Consider the following 17309-nt stretch of genomic DNA (forward strand, 5'->3'; position numbering starts at 1 on the left):
AGCGGCGGGGCTCATAGGAATTGGGAGGGGTCGACAAAGGTCGTCAGGAACGACCAGGTGTAGCTGACCGGCTTCTGGGGCAGCGCGTTGTAGCGCAGCGGCAGCACGCCAACGCTGTTCGTCGTGGTTGTCGCATAGCTGTTGGCGTCGTTCCACCAGGCCGAGGGCGTCGTCATGCCCCAGTGCTGGAACAGGCGCTGGCGGATGCCCAGGGCGGTCGCGGAATCGTTGATGAAGATGCTCATTTCGCCGTCCATGCGCAGGCTGCGGGGCGAGAAATTGGCGCTGCCCACCACCGCGACGCGGTCATCGAACAGGGCGAGCTTGGAATGGACGTAGATGCCGCGGTAGTTGGCCGGCTGGCCCTGGAGCGCCTTGCCCGTGTCGGACGGTGGCGTGGCGAAGTAGCGCGCCGGGGAGCAGAAACAGACCTGCGGTTGCGTCGCGCTGTCGTGGATGTTCCAGACCTCGTGTATCCATACCCGGCGCGTTGTCCCGCCCTTGGTGAAGGTCACGGTGGTGTATTCGATGCCGCGCGGATCGAAGTTCAGCGACGTGGCGTCCTGATTCGTGATGATGTCGCCGGCCTGCAGCGCGTAGTAGTCCCAGTCCTGCGAAGCCAGCTTCAGCGCGGCATAGGCATAGCGGATCAGTTTCAACTGTCCCTGTTCGATTGTGAAGTCGTCGCGGTACTCGCTCACGGTCGGGTGAGGCACCATGACGATGACGCGGAAGCTGGCTGGCTGGGAGCGTAGCCTGGCCGCCAGCGCCGCCACGATCTCGGAGGACGTGAAGGTGAAGTTCTCGAAGTAGATGTAGGACGTGGCCTTGTTGATGTTGGCGACCAGCTGGTCCAGGATTTGGTGCACGTCCGTCAGCAGCGCCCGGAGCTTGGAGGCCGAACCGCTCAGGTCCATGCGTTCGTTGCAGGTGATGGCCACTTGCGTGGGCACCTGCGGGGTCGAGGGCAGCGGCGAGACATACGCCGGCGGGGTGCCGGCCGGGCCAATGATGGAGTTGCGCGCGATCATCCAGTTGGCCACCTTCACATAGGTATTGCCGGACGGCGCGGGCTTGCTGTTGGCCTTGGACCAGCGGCGGTCGAATTCGGCTTCGATCAGATCGACGGCGGGGCCGGTCAGGGCCAGGCCGGTATCGTGCCAGCTGGCGCCGTCGTAGTTGCCGCCCTGGTCCAGCATGGTGTGGGCCTTGCTGTCGTAGTACGAGGGCGTGATCGTATTGAAGCCGGATACCAGGGCGATGCGCGTGCCGTTGACGCTGGCGATCACGATCTTCTGGTGGTTCGAGCCGAGTTCGGCAGGCAAGGGATACCAGTTCGGCCATTGCGCCTGGTAGTTTTCCAGATAGACGGACACATTCGATGCCCCCTTGAGACCCAGCGCGGTCTGGGCGTTCAGGCGATGGTCGCCCTTGAATGCGCCGTTGGTATCGAACAGCTTCTGGAAGAGCACCGCGCCCAGCGTCGTGGCGATCTGTGTGTTGGCCCAGTTGCCGATGTCGGTCATCGCATACGCGATGGATGTGTTCCACATCATGACGTAGGCGTTGTTGCCGGCGCTGCCGATGGCCTTGATCAGGCCCTCGAACGAGACATCAGCGGGCAGGCTGGCGGGCGTGGCGAATGACCCGTTGAGCACCGCGATCAAGACGTTGCGCATCGTCGGGAAGTACTCTTCGCCGTCGAGCAGGAAGGTCACGCTGGCGTTGTTCGGGCGCTGGATGACCTCCATGGCGGTCATCGCGGCCGAGGAAGCGCCGCTGGCCAGCACGGCCGCGCCGGACAGCACGGTGTTTTGCGCCTGCAGATCGTAGGTGTAGAGCTTGCCGTCCGTCCCTATGCCGGCGACCAGCCCGCCAATCCGCACGGGTGGCGATATGAAGCTGGAGAGACTGGTCATATGCCACGCCAGGGTCGGGTCCAGCGTGCCGTCGGGATCGACACTGACCGTATTGAGCGTGAGCGTGCCATTGGTCGCGAACGACAGCAGGCTGTGGCCGAGTTCTCGCGTCCACGGCACCGCGCCCGCGCTACTGGACAGGGTGAAGCGGCCCAGGCTCTGTTCATTTACGGTATCAAGCAGCACGTAGGCGCCATTCACGCTACCCATCAGCAGGCGGTTCTGGTCCAACGGGATCAGCACGCCGATGGCGGCTTCGGCTTCGATGGCCTTGGGCGCTTGTATGCCGCCGGGCGCCAGTGTCACTTCATACAGCGTCGATCCCGATGCCACGAACAGCTGGTTGCCAAGCAGCGCGGGAGCCACGACCGTCAGGTCCACCCCGCCCAGGGTGGACCACAGCACTGTTGCCGTCGTGCCGGACACGGCCGCGCCGAACAGACCCTTGGCGGTGACCAGCACCAGCGTGCGATGGTCTCCCGTCGACAGCAGGGCCGATACCTTGCCCGGCGCCGTGCTGCCGCAGACATAGACAGGCGTGCCCAGCACGGGCGACGCGCTTTGCGGGTTGCTGACGCTGACCAGGTTGCCCTGGCTGGTGGCGAACCACAGGACGCCGTCCATGACCACCGGCGTGGCATCCACGCTGCCGCTCACCGATACGGTGTTGGCCCAGCCGTCGGCGACCGGCGACACGGCGGGGTCGTAAGCGTGCAGCAGCGTCGTCGACTGGGTGGTGCTTTCCCCGGCGTAGAGTATGCCGTTCCAGGCCAGTCCGGGCGCGGACAGGTAGCCGCGCGATAGGGTGACCGTGCCCAGGACGGCGCCGGTGGCGCTGTCGGCGAACGCCAGGTTGCCCCGGTTGTCGCCGATGGCCAGAACATTGGTGGGGGCCGTCATGCCTCGGCTCCCGTCGCCAGGGCGGCGTCGGCCAGCTCGGCGGCCCCCAACCGCGCCGGGTCCACCAGGAACTCGGACAGCATCGTGCAATTGGGATAGTCCCAGAACAAGGTGGCCTCCAGATCGACGCGGGCTTGGTCGCCGATGTGCATGGCGAGGTTGACGGCGGCGAACGAGTCCAGTCCGTACACGCCGAAATGGGTGTCCGGATTGATGTCCGCCTTCTGCATGTTCAGTTCCGCGGCCAGCAGCGCGGCCAGCCAGTCGCGGATCTGCTCCAGGGCCGTCTCGCGCGGCAGGCTGGCGAGGGCCGGCATGGCAGGCAGGGGCGGGCGGGTGCGCGACGTTTCCTGGCAGTGCGCGCGCCAGGACGACAGCGGGCTCAGGCGTCCGGCCCGGTGCGCGGCCGCCACGGCGCTGCGCCGGATCTTGCCGCTGGGCGTGCGCGCCAGGCTGCGTTCGCGCACCAGCACGACCTCGTCGACGGCGATGCCGTGCTGCTCGGCCAGCGCGCCGCGAACCCGCTCCAGCAGGCCCGGCATGTCGGGATGCCGGCGAGGGACTTCCAGCACCACCGCGATGCCGGCCTCGTCGTCGCCGAAAGCGGCCGCGCCCATCTGCGCCAGGGCTGGTTCCAGCGCCCGGCAGCTGGCTTCCATGTCCTCGGCGTGATGATTGCGGCCGCGGACGATGACGATGGCCTTGCTGCGGCCCACCACGTAGAGTTCGCCCTTGTAGACGAAGCCCAGGTCGCCCGTTCTGACGTACTGGGCCGGATCGTCCGGCAACTGTGCGTGGAAGGCGGAATCCTCGTCGCCCACGGGTTCGGCGACGCTGTCCCCGGCCACCCATATCTCGCCCACGTCATAGGGCGATGCCTCGCTGCCGTCCTGCTTGATGACGCGCACCGCCTGCAAGGGCGTGCCCAGTCCGACCAGTCTGCGGTGTTCGCTGTCGGTTTTGGTCGTCAGCCGGATCTGGCCGGCGGCCAGCGCGTTGCGGTCCACGTCCAGCAGGGACGGCTTGTGCAGATGGCTGCTGGCCGAAACGATCAGGGTCGCCTCCGCCAGGCCATAGCAGCTGGTGAAGGACGCCATGCGGAAGCCGAAGCGGCGGAACCGGGTGGCGAACTGCCGCAGCGTGGCCGGGTTGACGGTTTCCGCGCCATTGAAGGCGACCAGCCAGCGGCTCAGGTCCAGGTTCGCGCGCTCGATCTCGTCGTCGGAGGCCGCCAGGCAGGATTCGTAGGCGAAGTTGGGGCCGCCCGAGGTGGTCGCGCCGGTCATCGTGATCGCGCGCAGCCAGTTCAGCGGCGAGCGCAGGAAAGTGCGTGGCGCCATCAGCGTCGTGCGAAAGCCGGCGTACAGCGGCTGCACGATGCCGCCGATCAGGCCCATGTCGTGATAGGGCGGCAGCCAGACCAGTCCGCGCTGCTTGGAGGTATGCACGAACGCGCGGCGGATCAGCTCGCTGTTGTGCAGCAGGTTGTGATGGGAAATCCGCACGCCATGCGGCACGCCGACCGTGCCGGAACTGTATTGATGGATCGCGATGGCATCCGGCCGGTTGCCGGACGGGCCTGTATCGGGCGGGCCGGCCAGGCAATCCTCTACCGCCAGCCAGCGCAGCGATGCCGGCTGCAATGCCGGATCCAGTGTAGCCAGCGTCGCCCGGGTGGCGATGCCCCAGGTGGCCGCGCTGCCGGCGGCCACGTGCTCTAGCCTGACGATGGCGTTCTTTTCGGTAGGCGGCTGCGTGGGCAGCGCCACCGCGCCGGCGCGCAGGATGCCATAGAACGCGCGGACGAAATCCAGGCCCGGCGCGCAGGCCAGGATCACCGGCGCGCCGGGCGCCACGCCAGCGGTGCGCAAGGCGGCGGCGACCCGGCGGGCCGCGAGGGCCAGGGTGGCGTAACTGTCGGTGTCGACGATGTCGAGCCTGCTGTCCATGAAGCCGAAGGCGGGCAGATCGGGCTGGTTCTCGGCGCGCCAGTCCAGCAGGGCGTCCAGCGACTGTGTTGGGTTCATTGCCGCGTCCCGGTGCTGGCTCGCTCGAAGAACGGCGTTTCGCGCGGGTCGAGCCAGTAGTTGTAGGTAAAGGCAGGCGCCAGGCATTCGACGAAGTGGGCCCAGCCCATGGGCAAGAGCAGTAGATCGCCGGGGTACAGATCCAGGGCCACGGTGGGCACCGGATGGTCGGCCTCTCGGGGATCAAGCGGACTGCGCAGGAACGCGCTGCCCATCACCGATTCGGCCTGGATGTCCGGCAGCGCGCTGGGCGGATGCAGCCAGAAGCGCTTGTGGCCGATGACGCACAGCACGAAATTGTCCTGCGGGTCGGTGTGCAGGTTGGAGCACGAGCCCGCCGCGCCCATCCAGATGCAGGGCAGGTGCACCTCGTGCGGACGCAGGAAGGCCGGCCGCAGCAGGCCCAGCGCGTTGCGGAACTCCAGCGGCACCCGCAGGTTCCGGAATCGGACGTAGAGATCCTGGCGCACCGTCTCGCCCAGGACAGCGGCGGCGAGATAGTCGTCCAGGCTGATCCGCGCGTCATTGGCGCTGCTGTCGATGGTGTTGTAGATGTGCGAGGGCTTCCAGCGCGGGTCGAGCATGAGCGCGCCCGCCCTGGCCCGCACGTCCTCGAAGGTGATGCCGGCCAGCGGGGTGCCGGCCAGGTAGCCGCGCACCACGACGGGCCGGGCCGCGCCGTTGAAGTGCGCGAGAATCTCCTCGTCCGGCGTATGCGCGCGCTCCAGGATCTCGACGCTGTCGAAGGGGCCCCGCCAGGTCCGCATCAACCGCTGGATCTTGGCCGGATAGGCGCTCATGGACGTTCGTCCCCGTCCAGTCCATCCGCGCCGGTCACGAAGTCGATGCCGGGTTCGGTGTGTTCCAGATCCTCCTCCAGAAACATCTCGAGCGTGACATCGACGTCGACCTCGGTCTCGATGTCCGCCTCGACATCGGCGTCCACGTCGACGTCCACGTTGGGATCGTCCGGAATCTCGACATCGTCGCCGATATCCAGCTCTTCTGGATTGTTCAGGCTGGCATCGTCCGATGCATTGTCGAATTCTTCGGATTGTTCGTCGAAATCGTCTTCCAGGTCCTGGCAGGTACCGCCTTCCAACAGTCGAGTGTTCGCCATGTCAGTGTCCGGGCTATGAGTCAGATTAGGGGCGTGCGGGCGTCATTGACATTTCTTTTCCCACATTTCGATGCTGTCCTCGGTCGCGAGCCGCTGGTAGCCACTCGCCCGGGCGCGCCACAGCAACAGTCCGCCCACGCCCAGGGCGGCGATGCCCAGGCCGATCAGCAGGTAGCCCCACCACGGAAAGCCGGGCGAGGGCGGGTTGGGGTTATTGCCCGCAGGCGTGCCATACCAGTTGATCGCGGTCGGCGCGGGCTTGTTGGCGTAGAAGATTCCCTTGAAGGCGCGCTGCTGCTTGCGCGGATCGAGGTAGAACGAGATGGCGCCGTTGTTGTAGCTGCTGTCGCCGCTGACGTTCTCCCCCGACCAGTACAGCGTGTTGCCGGTGATCTGGTACTTCGGATTCTGCAGCGTCGTGGTGGACCCGTTCGCGGTGATCTGCACGGTGAAGGCGCTGGCGGTCCCCGAGAGCTTCAGCGTCGGCCCGCCGGCGGTCAGACTGCCGTTGCCGGGGTCGACCAGGAACGTGCTGTACGTACCGAGCCATTGCTGGGCGTCGTTGCTGAGCTGGCTGGAGTCCCATTGGTGCTGGGCGCTGTTGATGGTCTGCGTGCCGGTGAAGGCCGTGACGTACTGCGGCGGGGTGTGCGATCCCTGGGTCACGTACTTGAATACGGCGTTCAGCTTCAAGCCGCTGGGCGTGGTGCCGCTCAGCTGACCCGTGAAGAAGCTGTAGGTCACTTTCTCCGAGCCGTAGGTCACCTGGATGCAATTGGGATCGCCGCCGATGCTCAGGACCTGTGCAGGCTGCTGGTCCAGCGTGGTGTTGTAGTTGCCGACGAAGTTGGCCGGGGAGTTGGCCGAGGCGATGCCCTGGAAGTTCGGCGACGTTGGCTTGGTGGCGCCGTTGGCCCAGGTAACCCCGACAAAGCAGGCGGCATTGGTCAGCGCGTTCACCGATAGCGACAGCTGGCCGTTCGGGATCTGCGAGGGGCCGTTGCTCCAGGTCAGCTGGCGGTTGGAGAACTGGGCGGTGAAGGACTGCGCGCCGAGCCAGGCCGTGCAGGTCGTGGAGCCGCTGGCCGGCGCCGTGAAACCCAGCTGATAGAACGGCTGCCATACGTTCGCGCCCTTGACGGACACCACGAGCTGGGTCGCGTACTGGCCCGCGAAGCCCGTCGCGCTGCTGGCCACGGTGTTGCCGGTGATGGCGCGTCCGGCAATGTTGCCGCTTACGGTCAGGGCGCCGGTGGTGCTGGCGTTCAGCGCGAAGCTGAGCTGTCCTCCCGACCACGTGATGGTCGGGTTGACGAAGGTGGTGCCGCTGATCTCCTGGCCGTCGATGTAGAGTGCCGGAGACGGATTGGCCGTGGACGGCAGAAAGACCGCGACCCCAGGCCCCGCCTGTTGATTGTCCGTGTACACGGTGGTGTACTCGCCGGTCCAGACCGACAGCGGATTGCTGGGCAGCGGTTGCAGCGTGGCCGTGAAGTTGTTCGACGCGGGCTTGCCCTGGCTGTCCTGCCAGAGCATGCCGGACACCGATTGCGGCGTGGAGGCGCCCGGATTGGCGAAGGTCAGCGAGCCATTGCAGGGATTGCCGTCCTTCTGGCTGAAGGTCAGTTGGCCGCCGGAGAACGACACCTTGAACAGCGGCGAGGCATTGAGATAGACCGTGCCGCTGGTCACGGTGCTGGTGTCCACGCCGTCTCCCGGCGCGCCGGCCATCACGAACAAGGCCTGCGGCTGGTTGCCGCTGGTCGCGTAAACGCCGTTCCACATCAGCAGCAGCCAGGCCTGGGTGCTGGCGACCGCGTCGGACACATCGGCCAGGGCCAGGCCCTGGTAATTCTGCGACAGCCAGTCCTCGACCGGCTGCCAGTTCTTGGGACTGGCCTTGACGGCCGTGTTCAGCAGTTGCATCCATTGGTTGGCGACGGCGGGCTTGGTCTCCAGGTCGACCACGAACTGCTCGCCGGGGGAGATGCTGACGGCGGCGCCGCGCGCGGCCCGCTGGGTGCGCGCGGTGCGGCGGCTGGCCAACTGCTTGCATTCTTCCGCGCTGAGACCGGGAAACGAGGTCAGGGCGTGCTCGGGATTGGCCTCGAAACGCCGGCGCAGTTCGGGCTGTTCGGACAGGGCCAGCAAGAAGCGGGCAGCTGCCGTGTCGGTCTGGAAGTGGTAGTCGGCCGGCGGGCGGAAGTCCTTGAGCGCCGCGATGGCGCGCATTTCGCGCGGGCCGTAGCGGTCCAGCGGGCGCGACAGGCGCGGCTTGCCGACATGCTGGCCTGGCTGGATCAGGCCGACTTCGCGGGCAAAGTCCACGTCCACGGCGCGCGCCTGCGCAGGCGGAACATAGAACGTGGAGATGCCGGTGATCAGGGCGTGAACCTCCGGATTCAGGAGCTCGTCCAGTGTGTAGCGCTCGATTACCGGCGGCAGGGTCGGATAGCGGGACGCGATGTAGTGCACGATCTTGTGATCGGGCTTGTAGTAGCCGCGCAGATACTCGACCAGATAGTCGAAGCGGCGATTGTGAAAGCCGCGGCGGCGAAATCCCATCTCGGCGATCAGGCCGACCTGCCACAGGACCACGTGCGAGCCCGGGTCGATGGCGCGCCGGCGCAACAGCATGTCGGTGGCCTCGAAGGTCTGCATGCCGGGGTAGGCGGGGTCGATCCCCAGGTCGGCGCAAAGCCAGTCCAGCGCCGAGACGCCGGGCCGCAGCTGCGCGCGATGCCCTTCGCGGCGCGCGATCGCCACGGCGCGGTGTGTCGACAGCACGAAGATGCCCGGGTGGCCATAGAACACCGCGGCCACGCGCTTGCCCCGCCGCACGTGGTACAGCATGGCCTCGGTCATCTGCATGTAGGTGTGGTAACGCGGCTTGCGGTCGTCGTAGAGCGCGAATAGATCAATGGCGTCGGGGCGTCGGTCGCGCAGCCAGACCTGTGTCGCGGGATCCGCCACGCAGAAGACCACGTGATCGGCGTCGTCGATGTATTGCTCGGCGTCGCGGGTGAAGCCCATGACGCCGATGCCGGATCCGATGATGGTGAGCTCGCCGGTTGCCGTCGCCGGTTCGCGGGCGGCGGTGTCGCTCAATGACGGAATGTCGGCATAGATCTGATGGGCCAGTTCCATCCACGCGGAATCGGCTTCGCTGCGGGTAGGATATCCAAGGGACATGCTCGGCTCCCGAGACTAGGGTTGGGTTTCGTTCAGGCGTAGCGCGGCGCGGTGGGTATCGTTCAACGAGGCGGCCAATGCGTCGCCAACCTCCTCGGGCAGGTCTTCCATCAGCGCCAGAATGGCCGACACTTCCTGCGCGCAGATATCCAGGATGTCGTCGGGCGTGCAGACCCAGGTGCACAGGTTCGGCTGGCCGGCGGACGCGTCGGCGTCATGGTCGACGATGTCGTTCAGGTACTGGGCCAGCCGGGACAGGTGCGCGGTGGCCTGAAGCACGGTCGTTCGCAGCGGCGTCGGGCAGGGGTCCAGGAGGTTGCGGTACAGGATCTCGTCGTACCAGATCGATTTCATCTGCAGGATTTCCTGGTATTCGGCCAGATTGGCCTGGCCCGAGCCCATTCCCTCCAGCAGGATGCCGGGCGGAATCCGCTCGCAGATCCTGAGCGTGGTCAACGCGGCCGCTTCCCCAGCATGGCGATGCAGGCGCTCGATGCCCGCCAGCATGATCCAGGTGCCGGCCAGCATGGCATAGGCGCGGCGCTGGCCGTCGTCGAGCTGAGGGTGGCTCTGGGCCAGCGCGCCGACCAGGGTGGTGCGCTTGCCCTTATAGGTATGGTGGTTGTCCAGCGCGTCGTCCATGACCCGTGGGCCGGCATAGACCAGCATGGCAGCCGCGAGGCGGCGCGTGTCGGCGTCGCCGCTCAGTCCCAGCGGCATGGCCAGATGGCTGGCGCACCAGCTCGACCATCCGAGCCAGCCGACGTACCCGCCCAGATGCTGGACGAAGGCGGCGGCGCCGGCGCGCGTGGCGTCGGCCGAGAACGCCTGCCGCGTGCGCGCCACTTCCACCTGGAACTGGGCCTCGACGCGAAGGCGGAAATCCCGCAGTCCCGCGCCGTGGCGCTCGGCATGCGCGGCCGCGCGCGCGCGCACCGTCGCGTCCAGCAGATCAATGGGCAGCGTGATCATCGTTGCTCCACAGAGAGGGGGCCGCCAGGCCGAGCAGCCTGAGGAAATTGGAACGCGACAGCAGGTCCCGCTCGTGCGGCGAGTTGTGATCCTGCAAGTGCGGCCGCCGCAGCGGCCACGAATAGCGGTCGTCCAGCCGTTCGAGCGCGCGTTGCACGCCTTGCGGCAGGGCCTGCCAAGCCTGGTCCAGCAATGCCACCGTGTTGGCGGCGCCGAGGCCACCGGATTGCGCCAGCCTGGACGCGGCGTGAGCCAGTCCGGCGAAGGGCAGGCCGGCGCGGGCTTCGGGATCCAGCAACCGAGTGACGGCGCGGGCGGCTTGCATTACGCTTTGTGGCCCGGTCTGGAGGTTGAACCAGAACGTCCAGGGGGAGGGCGCCCAGAAACGTGGGTTGTGTTCCAGGCACAGGGCGATGGACGGCGTGCCCGTCTCGGCCGCCAAGTGGGCGGTATACGTGTCAATACCGAGCAGCAGGTCGGACCTGGCCAGTTCGCCGGCGACGTAGCCCATGGCGTTGTCCGCGGTCAGCAACAGGCCGCCGGGATGGGCAAGCTCGGCGTGGCCGCGGCCGTTCAGGCGATAGCTGACCAGGCGGGCAATGTCCTGCGCATGCGAGCGGCACTGCGCCGTCAGGCCGGGCAGCACCGTGCAGCGCACCGGACGCCGTCCGGGCAGTGCGCGCGCCATGGCGGCAACGCATTCGGCCCAGTCGTGGGCGGTGTGCGGCGAGCGCTTGGACGTGAACGGACTGATCAACATCCGGAAGGGCGCGCCGCGCGTCCAAGGCCGGCGGGCCGGCGAGGGCGCGGCCGTGGACAGCGGCGCATCGCCGCGCGGCAGGATGTGGCGGCCCATCCGATGCAGCGCACGGCTCAGGCAAGGATGATCCAGGTCCATGCCGCACCAGTGCATCTCCGATCGCTGTCCGTGACGGTGGATGGAGATCTCGCCCGAGCCGACCGAGATGTCCAGCACGTCGTGCCAGTCCTCGTAGGGCAGCATGGTGCGCAGTCCGTTGCGGCGTAGGAAGTTGCAGAAGACCATCAGCACCTGGCCGGCCACGGGATGGGCGCCGCGCAATGCAGTCAGGCGATCGAACGCCGCCATGGGCTGGCTGCCGAGATCGCCTGTCCGCCAGTCGCCCTGCAGGGTGCGCCAGATGGCCGGGCAGTACGAAAAGACGTGCATCGCATCCGCCGGAACGGCGAAGTGCCGCTCCAGCCGCTGCAAGAGCGGCCTCAGCTTGATCTCGTCGCCGATGCCCAGGCCCGGGCCGATGGCCACGACGATCGCGCGCGGGCGCATGCCGCGCAGCGGATCGGCAGGGGCATCGGTGCGGGGTCGGTCCACGCGCATCAGTCCGGCATACAGGCCAAAGGACTCGCGTATGTAGTGCCCGCAGGCGTGGATCGCGTCCTGCCCCGGAGCGAGCGCCACCGCCCGCAGTTGTCGCGCCAGATCAGCGGCCTGCGCCCCATGCGGCGCGGCCAGCGAACCCCGTAAGCCATCCAGCCGGTCCGCCAGCATGCCGAGATTGCGCAGGCAGGCGTCGACGAACGGGGTGTTGGCGTGGCTGAGCGGGCGGCCGACCAGTGTCTCGACGGTCACGCGCGCGATATGCGCCGCATGGATGGCATCGCAATGCGGCGCGGCCGTGGCGGTGCGCATGGAGGTCAGGATCCGAGGATGGCCTGCAGTGTTTCGCCGTCGATGATGACGGGCATGTACACGACGTGACGTGATTTGCCCGCTGGTGGCGGATGCGAGGGCGCGGCGACCGCGGCCTGGCGAGTGTCCGGGTTGACGAAGTAGAGCGCTTTCGCGTCCACGGCGGCCTCCAGCGCGGGGCCGCCATGCCCCAGGGGTTGCGCCTGTCCGGCCTGAGGGCTGATAGGTTCCGGGATGTCTCCGGGCGCGGTGGCGCGCGCGACCGGCGCATTCCCGTCGACATCCAGGTTGCGGTCGATGACGAGCTGCTCGGCTACCCAGGTGGCGCGGCTGGCGCGCAGGACGGCATGCACGACGATGTGCTCCTGGCGTTCCTGCCAGTCCGGCAGCGCGGTCCAGTACAGGTCCAGGGCGAAGGACATGCGACGGCTGCCGTCGCGCAGGATCTTGTTGCCGATCTGGCGCTGGTTGATTTCGATGTCGCAGGCGTTCTTGAACTGGTTCTGCAGCGTCTGTACGGCATCTTCCAGCGGCGTCGGCTGGCCGAAATAGTAGATTTCGTCCAGGTTCAGCATCTGTTTGAACCCGTTCCAGTCGCGCAACTCAATGGCGCGCGTCCACCCGCGCATCAAGCCGGACAGCCAGCGATCATCCTGTTCCGAGGCGGCATCGACATTCAAGAGGCCCACTGTCGATTGCGAATTTGTATCGTTCATCGGCATGCTCTTTTGAAGGCGGGAGACTTCTGGAATCGTTGCAGGCACGTCGGGCGCAATAATGGACAGCGTTCGATTTTATATACCGAAGCAATCGAATAATGGCCTGGTTTTGCGACGAGGCACCGATAATGCTCGCAAGAAAAATATTTAGCAAGAGAAAATAATCGACGGCTAGGGAATGCCCTGAATCGCGGCAAGGCGACTGTAGACATTTATATGTGTTTTGTATTTCGAATTTATTGCGGATTTATATCGGTCAGACTTTGCCATGAATGCAGCGCCGGGATGGCCCAATATTTGAGCCGTGCTTCCTTGCCGCCATGTGGCGGAAAAGCAGAGTGCGCTTTGGTGCGTTGACATTTCCATGCAATGTCCCGCAGCAATGGGAAATGCATGTCCCACGACCGCCGGCGGGCAGGCGCAATTATTGGCATATACATGCTTTTAAAATGCAGGCCAGCCCGGCGATTTGCCATCTGGCGAGTATATGCACGTACCGATGTGTTGGCCGCACTGAGCCGTGAGGATGTGACCTTAGGAATTTTTCGATTTATGGATTTTCAATGAATTGGAATGAAATCGGATATGCGGGCGCACGCCGAGATAATCGGATTTCCGCATTCAGGCAGGCAACAGGAGGTGGGAGTAAGCTGCGACTTGGCGCGTCGCGACGTTGACATGCGATGATGCCGTCCGCCCATTCACAGGGGCGCCCCAGGCTGTCAACCACTCGGAGTAGACGTGAAGCTCATCGGCATGTTGGATTCCCCCTATGTACGGCGCACCGCCATATCGCTGCGCCTGCTCGGCATCGATTTCGATCACCTGCCGCTGTCCGTATTCAGCACTTTCGACGAATTCAAGGCCATCAATCCGGTCGTCAAGGCACCCACGCTGGTGCTGGACGACGGCACGGTACTGATGGATTCCACGCTCATCATCGACTACGCCGAACATGCCAGCGGACGCACGCTCATGCCGGATTCCCTGGAGCAGCGGCGCCAGGCCACGGCCGTCATCGGGCTGGCGTTGGCGGCTTGCGAGAAGACGGTGCAGATCGTCTATGAACGCAATCTGCGTCCGGCGGAGAAGCAGCACGAACCCTGGGTGGCCCGCGTGCAGGGCCAATTGGACGCGGCCTACGCGACGCTTGAGACCGCCTTGCACAAGACATGGACGCCGACGCTGCCCTTGAAGAAGGTCGGCCAGTTCGCCGTGACGGCGGCGGTCGCGTGGAGGTTCACGCAGGCCTTGTTGCCGGGATCGGTCGACGCGCAGCGCCATCCCGGGCTGGCGCGGCTCTCCGATCAGGCGGAAGCGTTGCCGGCATTCCAGGCGTTTCCGCACGATTGAAGCAAGCCTGTCCAGAGGCTGCCCGGCGCTTTCCGGATGTTCAAGGCAGCAGACCGTCTGGAATCCCTGCGCGCAGTCTCCATGCGGAGAGCCCCGCGCGTCTCGCATCCAGGGGAGGGGCCAGACTGGCCAATCTGCAGGCGATCTCCGACTCGGTCCATTCGCACAGCGAGATTGTCCCTAGCTCGAGTTGAGCGTAGGTGGCGGGCGCCATTCCGAGACGGATCGCCATGACGTCCTGCGAGTAGGAGAGCCAGCTGCGCCAGGCGCGCAGCAGCGTCCAGTTGTATGTGCGCATCAACGCCTGGATGGGCTCGGGCCTCTCCAGGCGATAGCCGCGCCTGCGCAGCCTGATGTTGTTGGCAGCGGATTCTGTCAGCAGTCCCGTGTCCATTTCTATTGCTGCCTTCTGTACGTTGCAGGGGGGGCGCCGAAGTGACGCTTGAATATCTTGCGGAAGGGGCCGGGATCTGAATAACCGCAGCGCCTGGCGAGTTGCCTGACCGGCACACGATATGCACCTGTCTCAGCGACGCCTGGAAGGCTTGGGCAAGATGGAGCCAGGGCCGGGCGCCAGCGGCAGTCGCGCCGCCCGCGCCCGGCAGGCCCGGGATATCCGGCGGGACTTACCAGTGAAAGCCCGCGCCGACGGTGCCGCCGAGCTTGCCGCGCGTCGTGGTGGAGCCCGAGGCCTTGTAGACCCACACCCCGTTGCCCGACACGCCGGAAACGCCGATCGCCATGGCGGAGCGTCCCTCGTAGGTGGACGCGGCCATCGAGAGCATGTTCTTGCCCGGAATCGCGGCGCTGGGCAGTCCGGCCATGGCCATGGCGGAAGCCACGCCGGCGTTGACCTCTGAACGCAGCTGGCCGATCTTGCTGTCCGTGTAGGCATTGGCCCGTTGCACCGCCTGACCGCCGGACTGGCGGGAAAGATCGAGCGCCTGGCCCAGGTTCACCGCGTCGGTGGCCGAGGAGGCCGCCGCCACATTGGTGATCTGGCGTTCCTGTCCGGCGCTGCCGACCGACACGCTGTTGGCGCGGTCCGCCACCGAATCCGAGCCCAGCGCCACGCTGCCCGCCGCGCTGGCGCTGGCGCCGTTGCCCAGGGCCACGCCGCCCTGGCCGGTGACGCTGGCGCCCGAGCCGACGGCGTTGCCCTGGCTGCCCTGGGCCACGGTCGCACGGCTGACAGGGCTGGCATTGTCAGTGGTGATCGCCGCGGTATGGCGCGCCAACTCTTGGCCGGCCCCGCGGATCTGCGTCATTTGCTGGTCCAGCGCGGCGATGCGTACGCTCTGTTGGGACGCCACGGCCGTGACGGCATCGACCGCCGTTGCATTGGCGGCCACGTTCGCATTGGTCCGGGCCAGTTGCGAGCCATTGACCGCATCCGAGCTGGTCGCGTTGACGGCGCCGGCCGCGACGCCGGACACGGTGCGCGAGCCGGCGGTGCCGGCCATGCTGACCGAGGAGCCGGCGGTGGCGCCGGCCACGGTCACCGCGCCGGTGGTGGCGTCCTGGCGGACCAGGCCGGTCGTGCCGTTGATGATCTGCGTCTGCAGGTTGGTCAGGTTGGTCGTGGTCTGGCTGATCTGTCCGCCCAGGGTGGACAGGTTGCCCTCGACGGTCGTCACGCGGTCGCCCACGCTGGCGATGGCCGTGCCGTTGTTGGCGATGTCGGTCCGGTTCTGCGCGATGGCGGCGGTGTTGGCCGCGACGTTCGCATTGGTTTGGGACAGCTGCGCGCCGTTGACGGCGTCCGAACTCGCTGCGTTGAGCGCGCCAGCCGTCACGCCGGTCACCGTGCGGGAACCGGCGGTGCCGGCCATGTTGACGGACGTGCCGGCGGTGGCGCCGGCCACGGTCACGGCGCCGGTGGCGGCATCCTGGCGCACCAGGCCCGTCGTGCCGTTGGTGATCTGCGTTTGCAGGTTGGTCAGATTGCCTGCGACCGTCGTCACCCGGTTATCAACGTTGTTGATGGCCGTCGTGTTGCCGGCGATATCGGTCCGGTTCTGGGCGATGGCGGCGGTGTTGGCCGCGACGTTCGCATTGGTCTGGGACAGCTGTGCGCCGTTGACCGCGTCCGTGCTGGTCGCGCTCAGGCCGCCGGCCGTGACACCGGTCACGGTGCGCGAGCCGGCCGTTCCGGCCATGCTGACCGAGGTGCCGCCGGTGGCGCCGGCCACGGTCACGGCGCCGGTGGCGGCGTCCTGGCGCACCAGGCCGGTCGTGCCATTGACGATCTGCTGTTGCAGATTGGTGATGTTGGTGTTGGCCTGGTTGATCTGTCCGCCCAGGTTGGTGATATTGCCTTCGGCCATGGTCACGCGGCCGCCCACGCTGGTGATGGCCGCGCTGTTGTTGGCGATGTCGGTCCGGTTCTGCGCGATGGCGGCGGTGTTGGCGGCGACGTTCGCATTGGTCTGGGACAGTTGTGCGCCGTTGACCGCATCCGTGCTGGTCGCGTTCAGCGCGCCGGCCGTCACGCCGGTCACCGTGCGGGAACCGGCGGTGCCGGCCATGCTGACGGACGTGCCGGCGGTGGCGCCGGCCACGGTCACCGCGCCGGTGGCGGCATCCTGGCGCACCAGGCCGGTCGTGCCATTGGTGATCTGCGTTTGCAGGCTGGACAGATTGCCTTCGACGGTGGTGACGCGATTGGTGACGTTGTTGATGGCCGTCGTGTTGCCGGCGATATCGGTCCGGTTCTGGGCGATGGCGGCAGTGTTGGCCGCGACGTTCGCATTGGTCTGGAACAGCTGTCCGCCGTTGACGGCATCCCTGCTGGTCGCGCTCAGGCCGCCGGCCGTGACACCGGTCACGGTGCGCGAGCCGGCCGTTCCGGCCATGCTGACCGAGGTGCCGCCGGTGGCACCGGCCACAGTCACGGCGCCGGTGGTGGCGTCCTGGCGCACCAGGCCCGTCGTGCCGTTGGTGATCTGCTGCTGCAGATTGGTGATGTTGGTGGTGGCCTGGTTGATTTGTCCGCCCAGGGTGGACAGACCGCCCTCGACGGTCGTGACGCGGTTACCCAGGCTGGAGATGGCCGTGCTGTTGTTGGCGATATCGGTCCGGTTCTGCGCGATGGCGGCAGTGTTGGCGGTGACATTGGCGTTGGTCTGGAACAGTTGCGAGCCGTTGACCGCGTTCGTGCTGGTCGCGTTCAGCGCGCCGGCCGTCACCCCCGTCACGGTCCGCGATCCGGCGGTGCCCGCCATGTTGACGGAGGTGCCGCCGGTGGCGCCGGCCACGGTCACGGCGCCGGTGGTGGCGTCCTGGCGCACCAGGCCCGCCGTGCCGTTGACGATCTGCGTTTGCAGGCTGGACAGGCTGCCCTCGACGGTGGTCACGCGATTGGTGACGTTGTTGATGGCCGTCGTGTTGCCGGCGATATCGGTCCGGTTCTGCGCGATGGCGGCAGTGTTGGCGGTG

12 protein-coding genes are annotated in these 17309 nt (G+C 66.8%); 1 reads left to right on the plus strand and 11 read right to left on the minus strand.

All coding sequences use genetic code 11. The annotated features are described in order from the left end of the window. Positions 1-11 precede the first annotated feature (11 nt). Genes AC6LJ9_RS07290 through AC6LJ9_RS07325 form a run of 8 tightly spaced genes read right to left on the minus strand, consistent with a single transcriptional unit; the run spans position 12 to position 12521 of the window. Positions 12-2819, minus strand: a complete 2808-nt coding sequence (locus AC6LJ9_RS07290) for a phospholipase D-like domain-containing protein (RefSeq protein WP_498147027.1) — start codon at positions 2817-2819, stop codon at positions 12-14. Beyond that, positions 2816-4846, minus strand: coding sequence for an AMP-binding protein (locus AC6LJ9_RS07295; RefSeq protein ID WP_498147028.1), 2031 nt, complete (start codon positions 4844-4846; stop codon positions 2816-2818). The genes AC6LJ9_RS07290 and AC6LJ9_RS07295 overlap by 4 nt, the downstream gene beginning before the upstream one ends. Further along, the gene (locus tag AC6LJ9_RS07300; protein ID WP_498147029.1) at positions 4843-5646 is read right to left on the minus strand and encodes a cupin-like domain-containing protein; all 804 of its coding nucleotides are present in this window, start codon (positions 5644-5646) and stop codon (positions 4843-4845) included. The genes AC6LJ9_RS07295 and AC6LJ9_RS07300 overlap by 4 nt, the downstream gene beginning before the upstream one ends. Further along, positions 5643-5966 carry a hypothetical protein gene (locus tag AC6LJ9_RS07305; RefSeq protein WP_498147030.1) on the minus strand — a complete coding sequence of 108 codons (324 nt, stop codon included), beginning with the start codon at positions 5964-5966 and terminating at the stop codon, positions 5643-5645. The genes AC6LJ9_RS07300 and AC6LJ9_RS07305 overlap by 4 nt, the downstream gene beginning before the upstream one ends. Positions 5967-6008: 42 nt before the next feature. Then, a complete protein-coding gene (locus tag AC6LJ9_RS07310) occupies positions 6009-9158 on the minus strand; it encodes an SAM-dependent methyltransferase (RefSeq protein ID WP_498147031.1) in 3150 nt (1049 codons plus the stop codon). A 15-nt stretch (positions 9159-9173) separates the two neighbouring features. Further along, positions 9174-10130, minus strand: a complete 957-nt coding sequence (locus AC6LJ9_RS07315; RefSeq protein WP_498147032.1) for a class 1 isoprenoid biosynthesis enzyme — start codon at positions 10128-10130, stop codon at positions 9174-9176. Continuing rightward, complete coding sequence (locus tag AC6LJ9_RS07320) at positions 10111-11799, minus strand: hypothetical protein (protein ID WP_498147033.1); 1689 nt, start codon at positions 11797-11799, stop codon at positions 10111-10113. The genes AC6LJ9_RS07315 and AC6LJ9_RS07320 overlap by 20 nt, the downstream gene beginning before the upstream one ends. Positions 11800-11804: 5 nt before the next feature. Beyond that, the gene (locus AC6LJ9_RS07325) at positions 11805-12521 is read right to left on the minus strand and encodes a hypothetical protein (RefSeq protein WP_498147034.1); all 717 of its coding nucleotides are present in this window, start codon (positions 12519-12521) and stop codon (positions 11805-11807) included. Positions 12522-13259: 738 nt separating this feature from the next. Between AC6LJ9_RS07325 and AC6LJ9_RS07330 the strand changes: the two genes are divergently transcribed. Next, positions 13260-13871: a glutathione S-transferase gene (locus tag AC6LJ9_RS07330; protein ID WP_498147035.1), complete on the plus strand. Its 612-nt coding sequence runs from the start codon at positions 13260-13262 to the stop codon at positions 13869-13871. Between the two features lie 40 nt (positions 13872-13911). Here the strand turns inward: AC6LJ9_RS07330 and AC6LJ9_RS07335 are convergent, their stop codons facing one another. The 3 genes from AC6LJ9_RS07335 to AC6LJ9_RS07345 all read right to left on the minus strand — a co-directional run. Further along, complete coding sequence (locus AC6LJ9_RS07335; RefSeq protein ID WP_498147036.1) at positions 13912-14265, minus strand: hypothetical protein; 354 nt, start codon at positions 14263-14265, stop codon at positions 13912-13914. A gap of 2 nt (positions 14266-14267) precedes the next feature. Beyond that, the gene (locus AC6LJ9_RS07340) at positions 14268-14576 is read right to left on the minus strand and encodes a helix-turn-helix domain-containing protein (protein WP_498147037.1); all 309 of its coding nucleotides are present in this window, start codon (positions 14574-14576) and stop codon (positions 14268-14270) included. Continuing rightward, a partial coding sequence (locus AC6LJ9_RS07345; RefSeq protein ID WP_498147038.1) for a YadA family autotransporter adhesin occupies positions 14498-17309 on the minus strand: 2812 nt, incomplete at its 5' end. The genes AC6LJ9_RS07345 and AC6LJ9_RS07340, both read right to left, overlap by 79 nt.

This window comes from Achromobacter sp. 1011811831, assembly GCF_059760905.1.

What these genes read in the sequence shown, in the direction of transcription:
- AC6LJ9_RS07290 (WP_498147027.1), bottom strand. Translation starts at nt 2,819, where the DNA reads ATGACGGCCCCCACCAATGTTCTGGCCATCGGCGACAACCGGGGCAAC.
- AC6LJ9_RS07295 (WP_498147028.1), bottom strand. Translation starts at nt 4,846, where the DNA reads ATGAACCCAACACAGTCGCTGGACGCCCTGCTGGACTGGCGCGCCGAG.
- AC6LJ9_RS07300 (WP_498147029.1), bottom strand. Translation starts at nt 5,646, where the DNA reads ATGAGCGCCTATCCGGCCAAGATCCAGCGGTTGATGCGGACCTGGCGG.
- AC6LJ9_RS07305 (WP_498147030.1), bottom strand. Translation starts at nt 5,966, where the DNA reads ATGGCGAACACTCGACTGTTGGAAGGCGGTACCTGCCAGGACCTGGAA.
- AC6LJ9_RS07310 (WP_498147031.1), bottom strand. Translation starts at nt 9,158, where the DNA reads ATGTCCCTTGGATATCCTACCCGCAGCGAAGCCGATTCCGCGTGGATG.
- AC6LJ9_RS07315 (WP_498147032.1), bottom strand. Translation starts at nt 10,130, where the DNA reads ATGATCACGCTGCCCATTGATCTGCTGGACGCGACGGTGCGCGCGCGC.
- AC6LJ9_RS07320 (WP_498147033.1), bottom strand. Translation starts at nt 11,799, where the DNA reads ATGCGCACCGCCACGGCCGCGCCGCATTGCGATGCCATCCATGCGGCG.
- AC6LJ9_RS07325 (WP_498147034.1), bottom strand. Translation starts at nt 12,521, where the DNA reads ATGCCGATGAACGATACAAATTCGCAATCGACAGTGGGCCTCTTGAAT.
- AC6LJ9_RS07335 (WP_498147036.1), bottom strand. Translation starts at nt 14,265, where the DNA reads ATGGACACGGGACTGCTGACAGAATCCGCTGCCAACAACATCAGGCTG.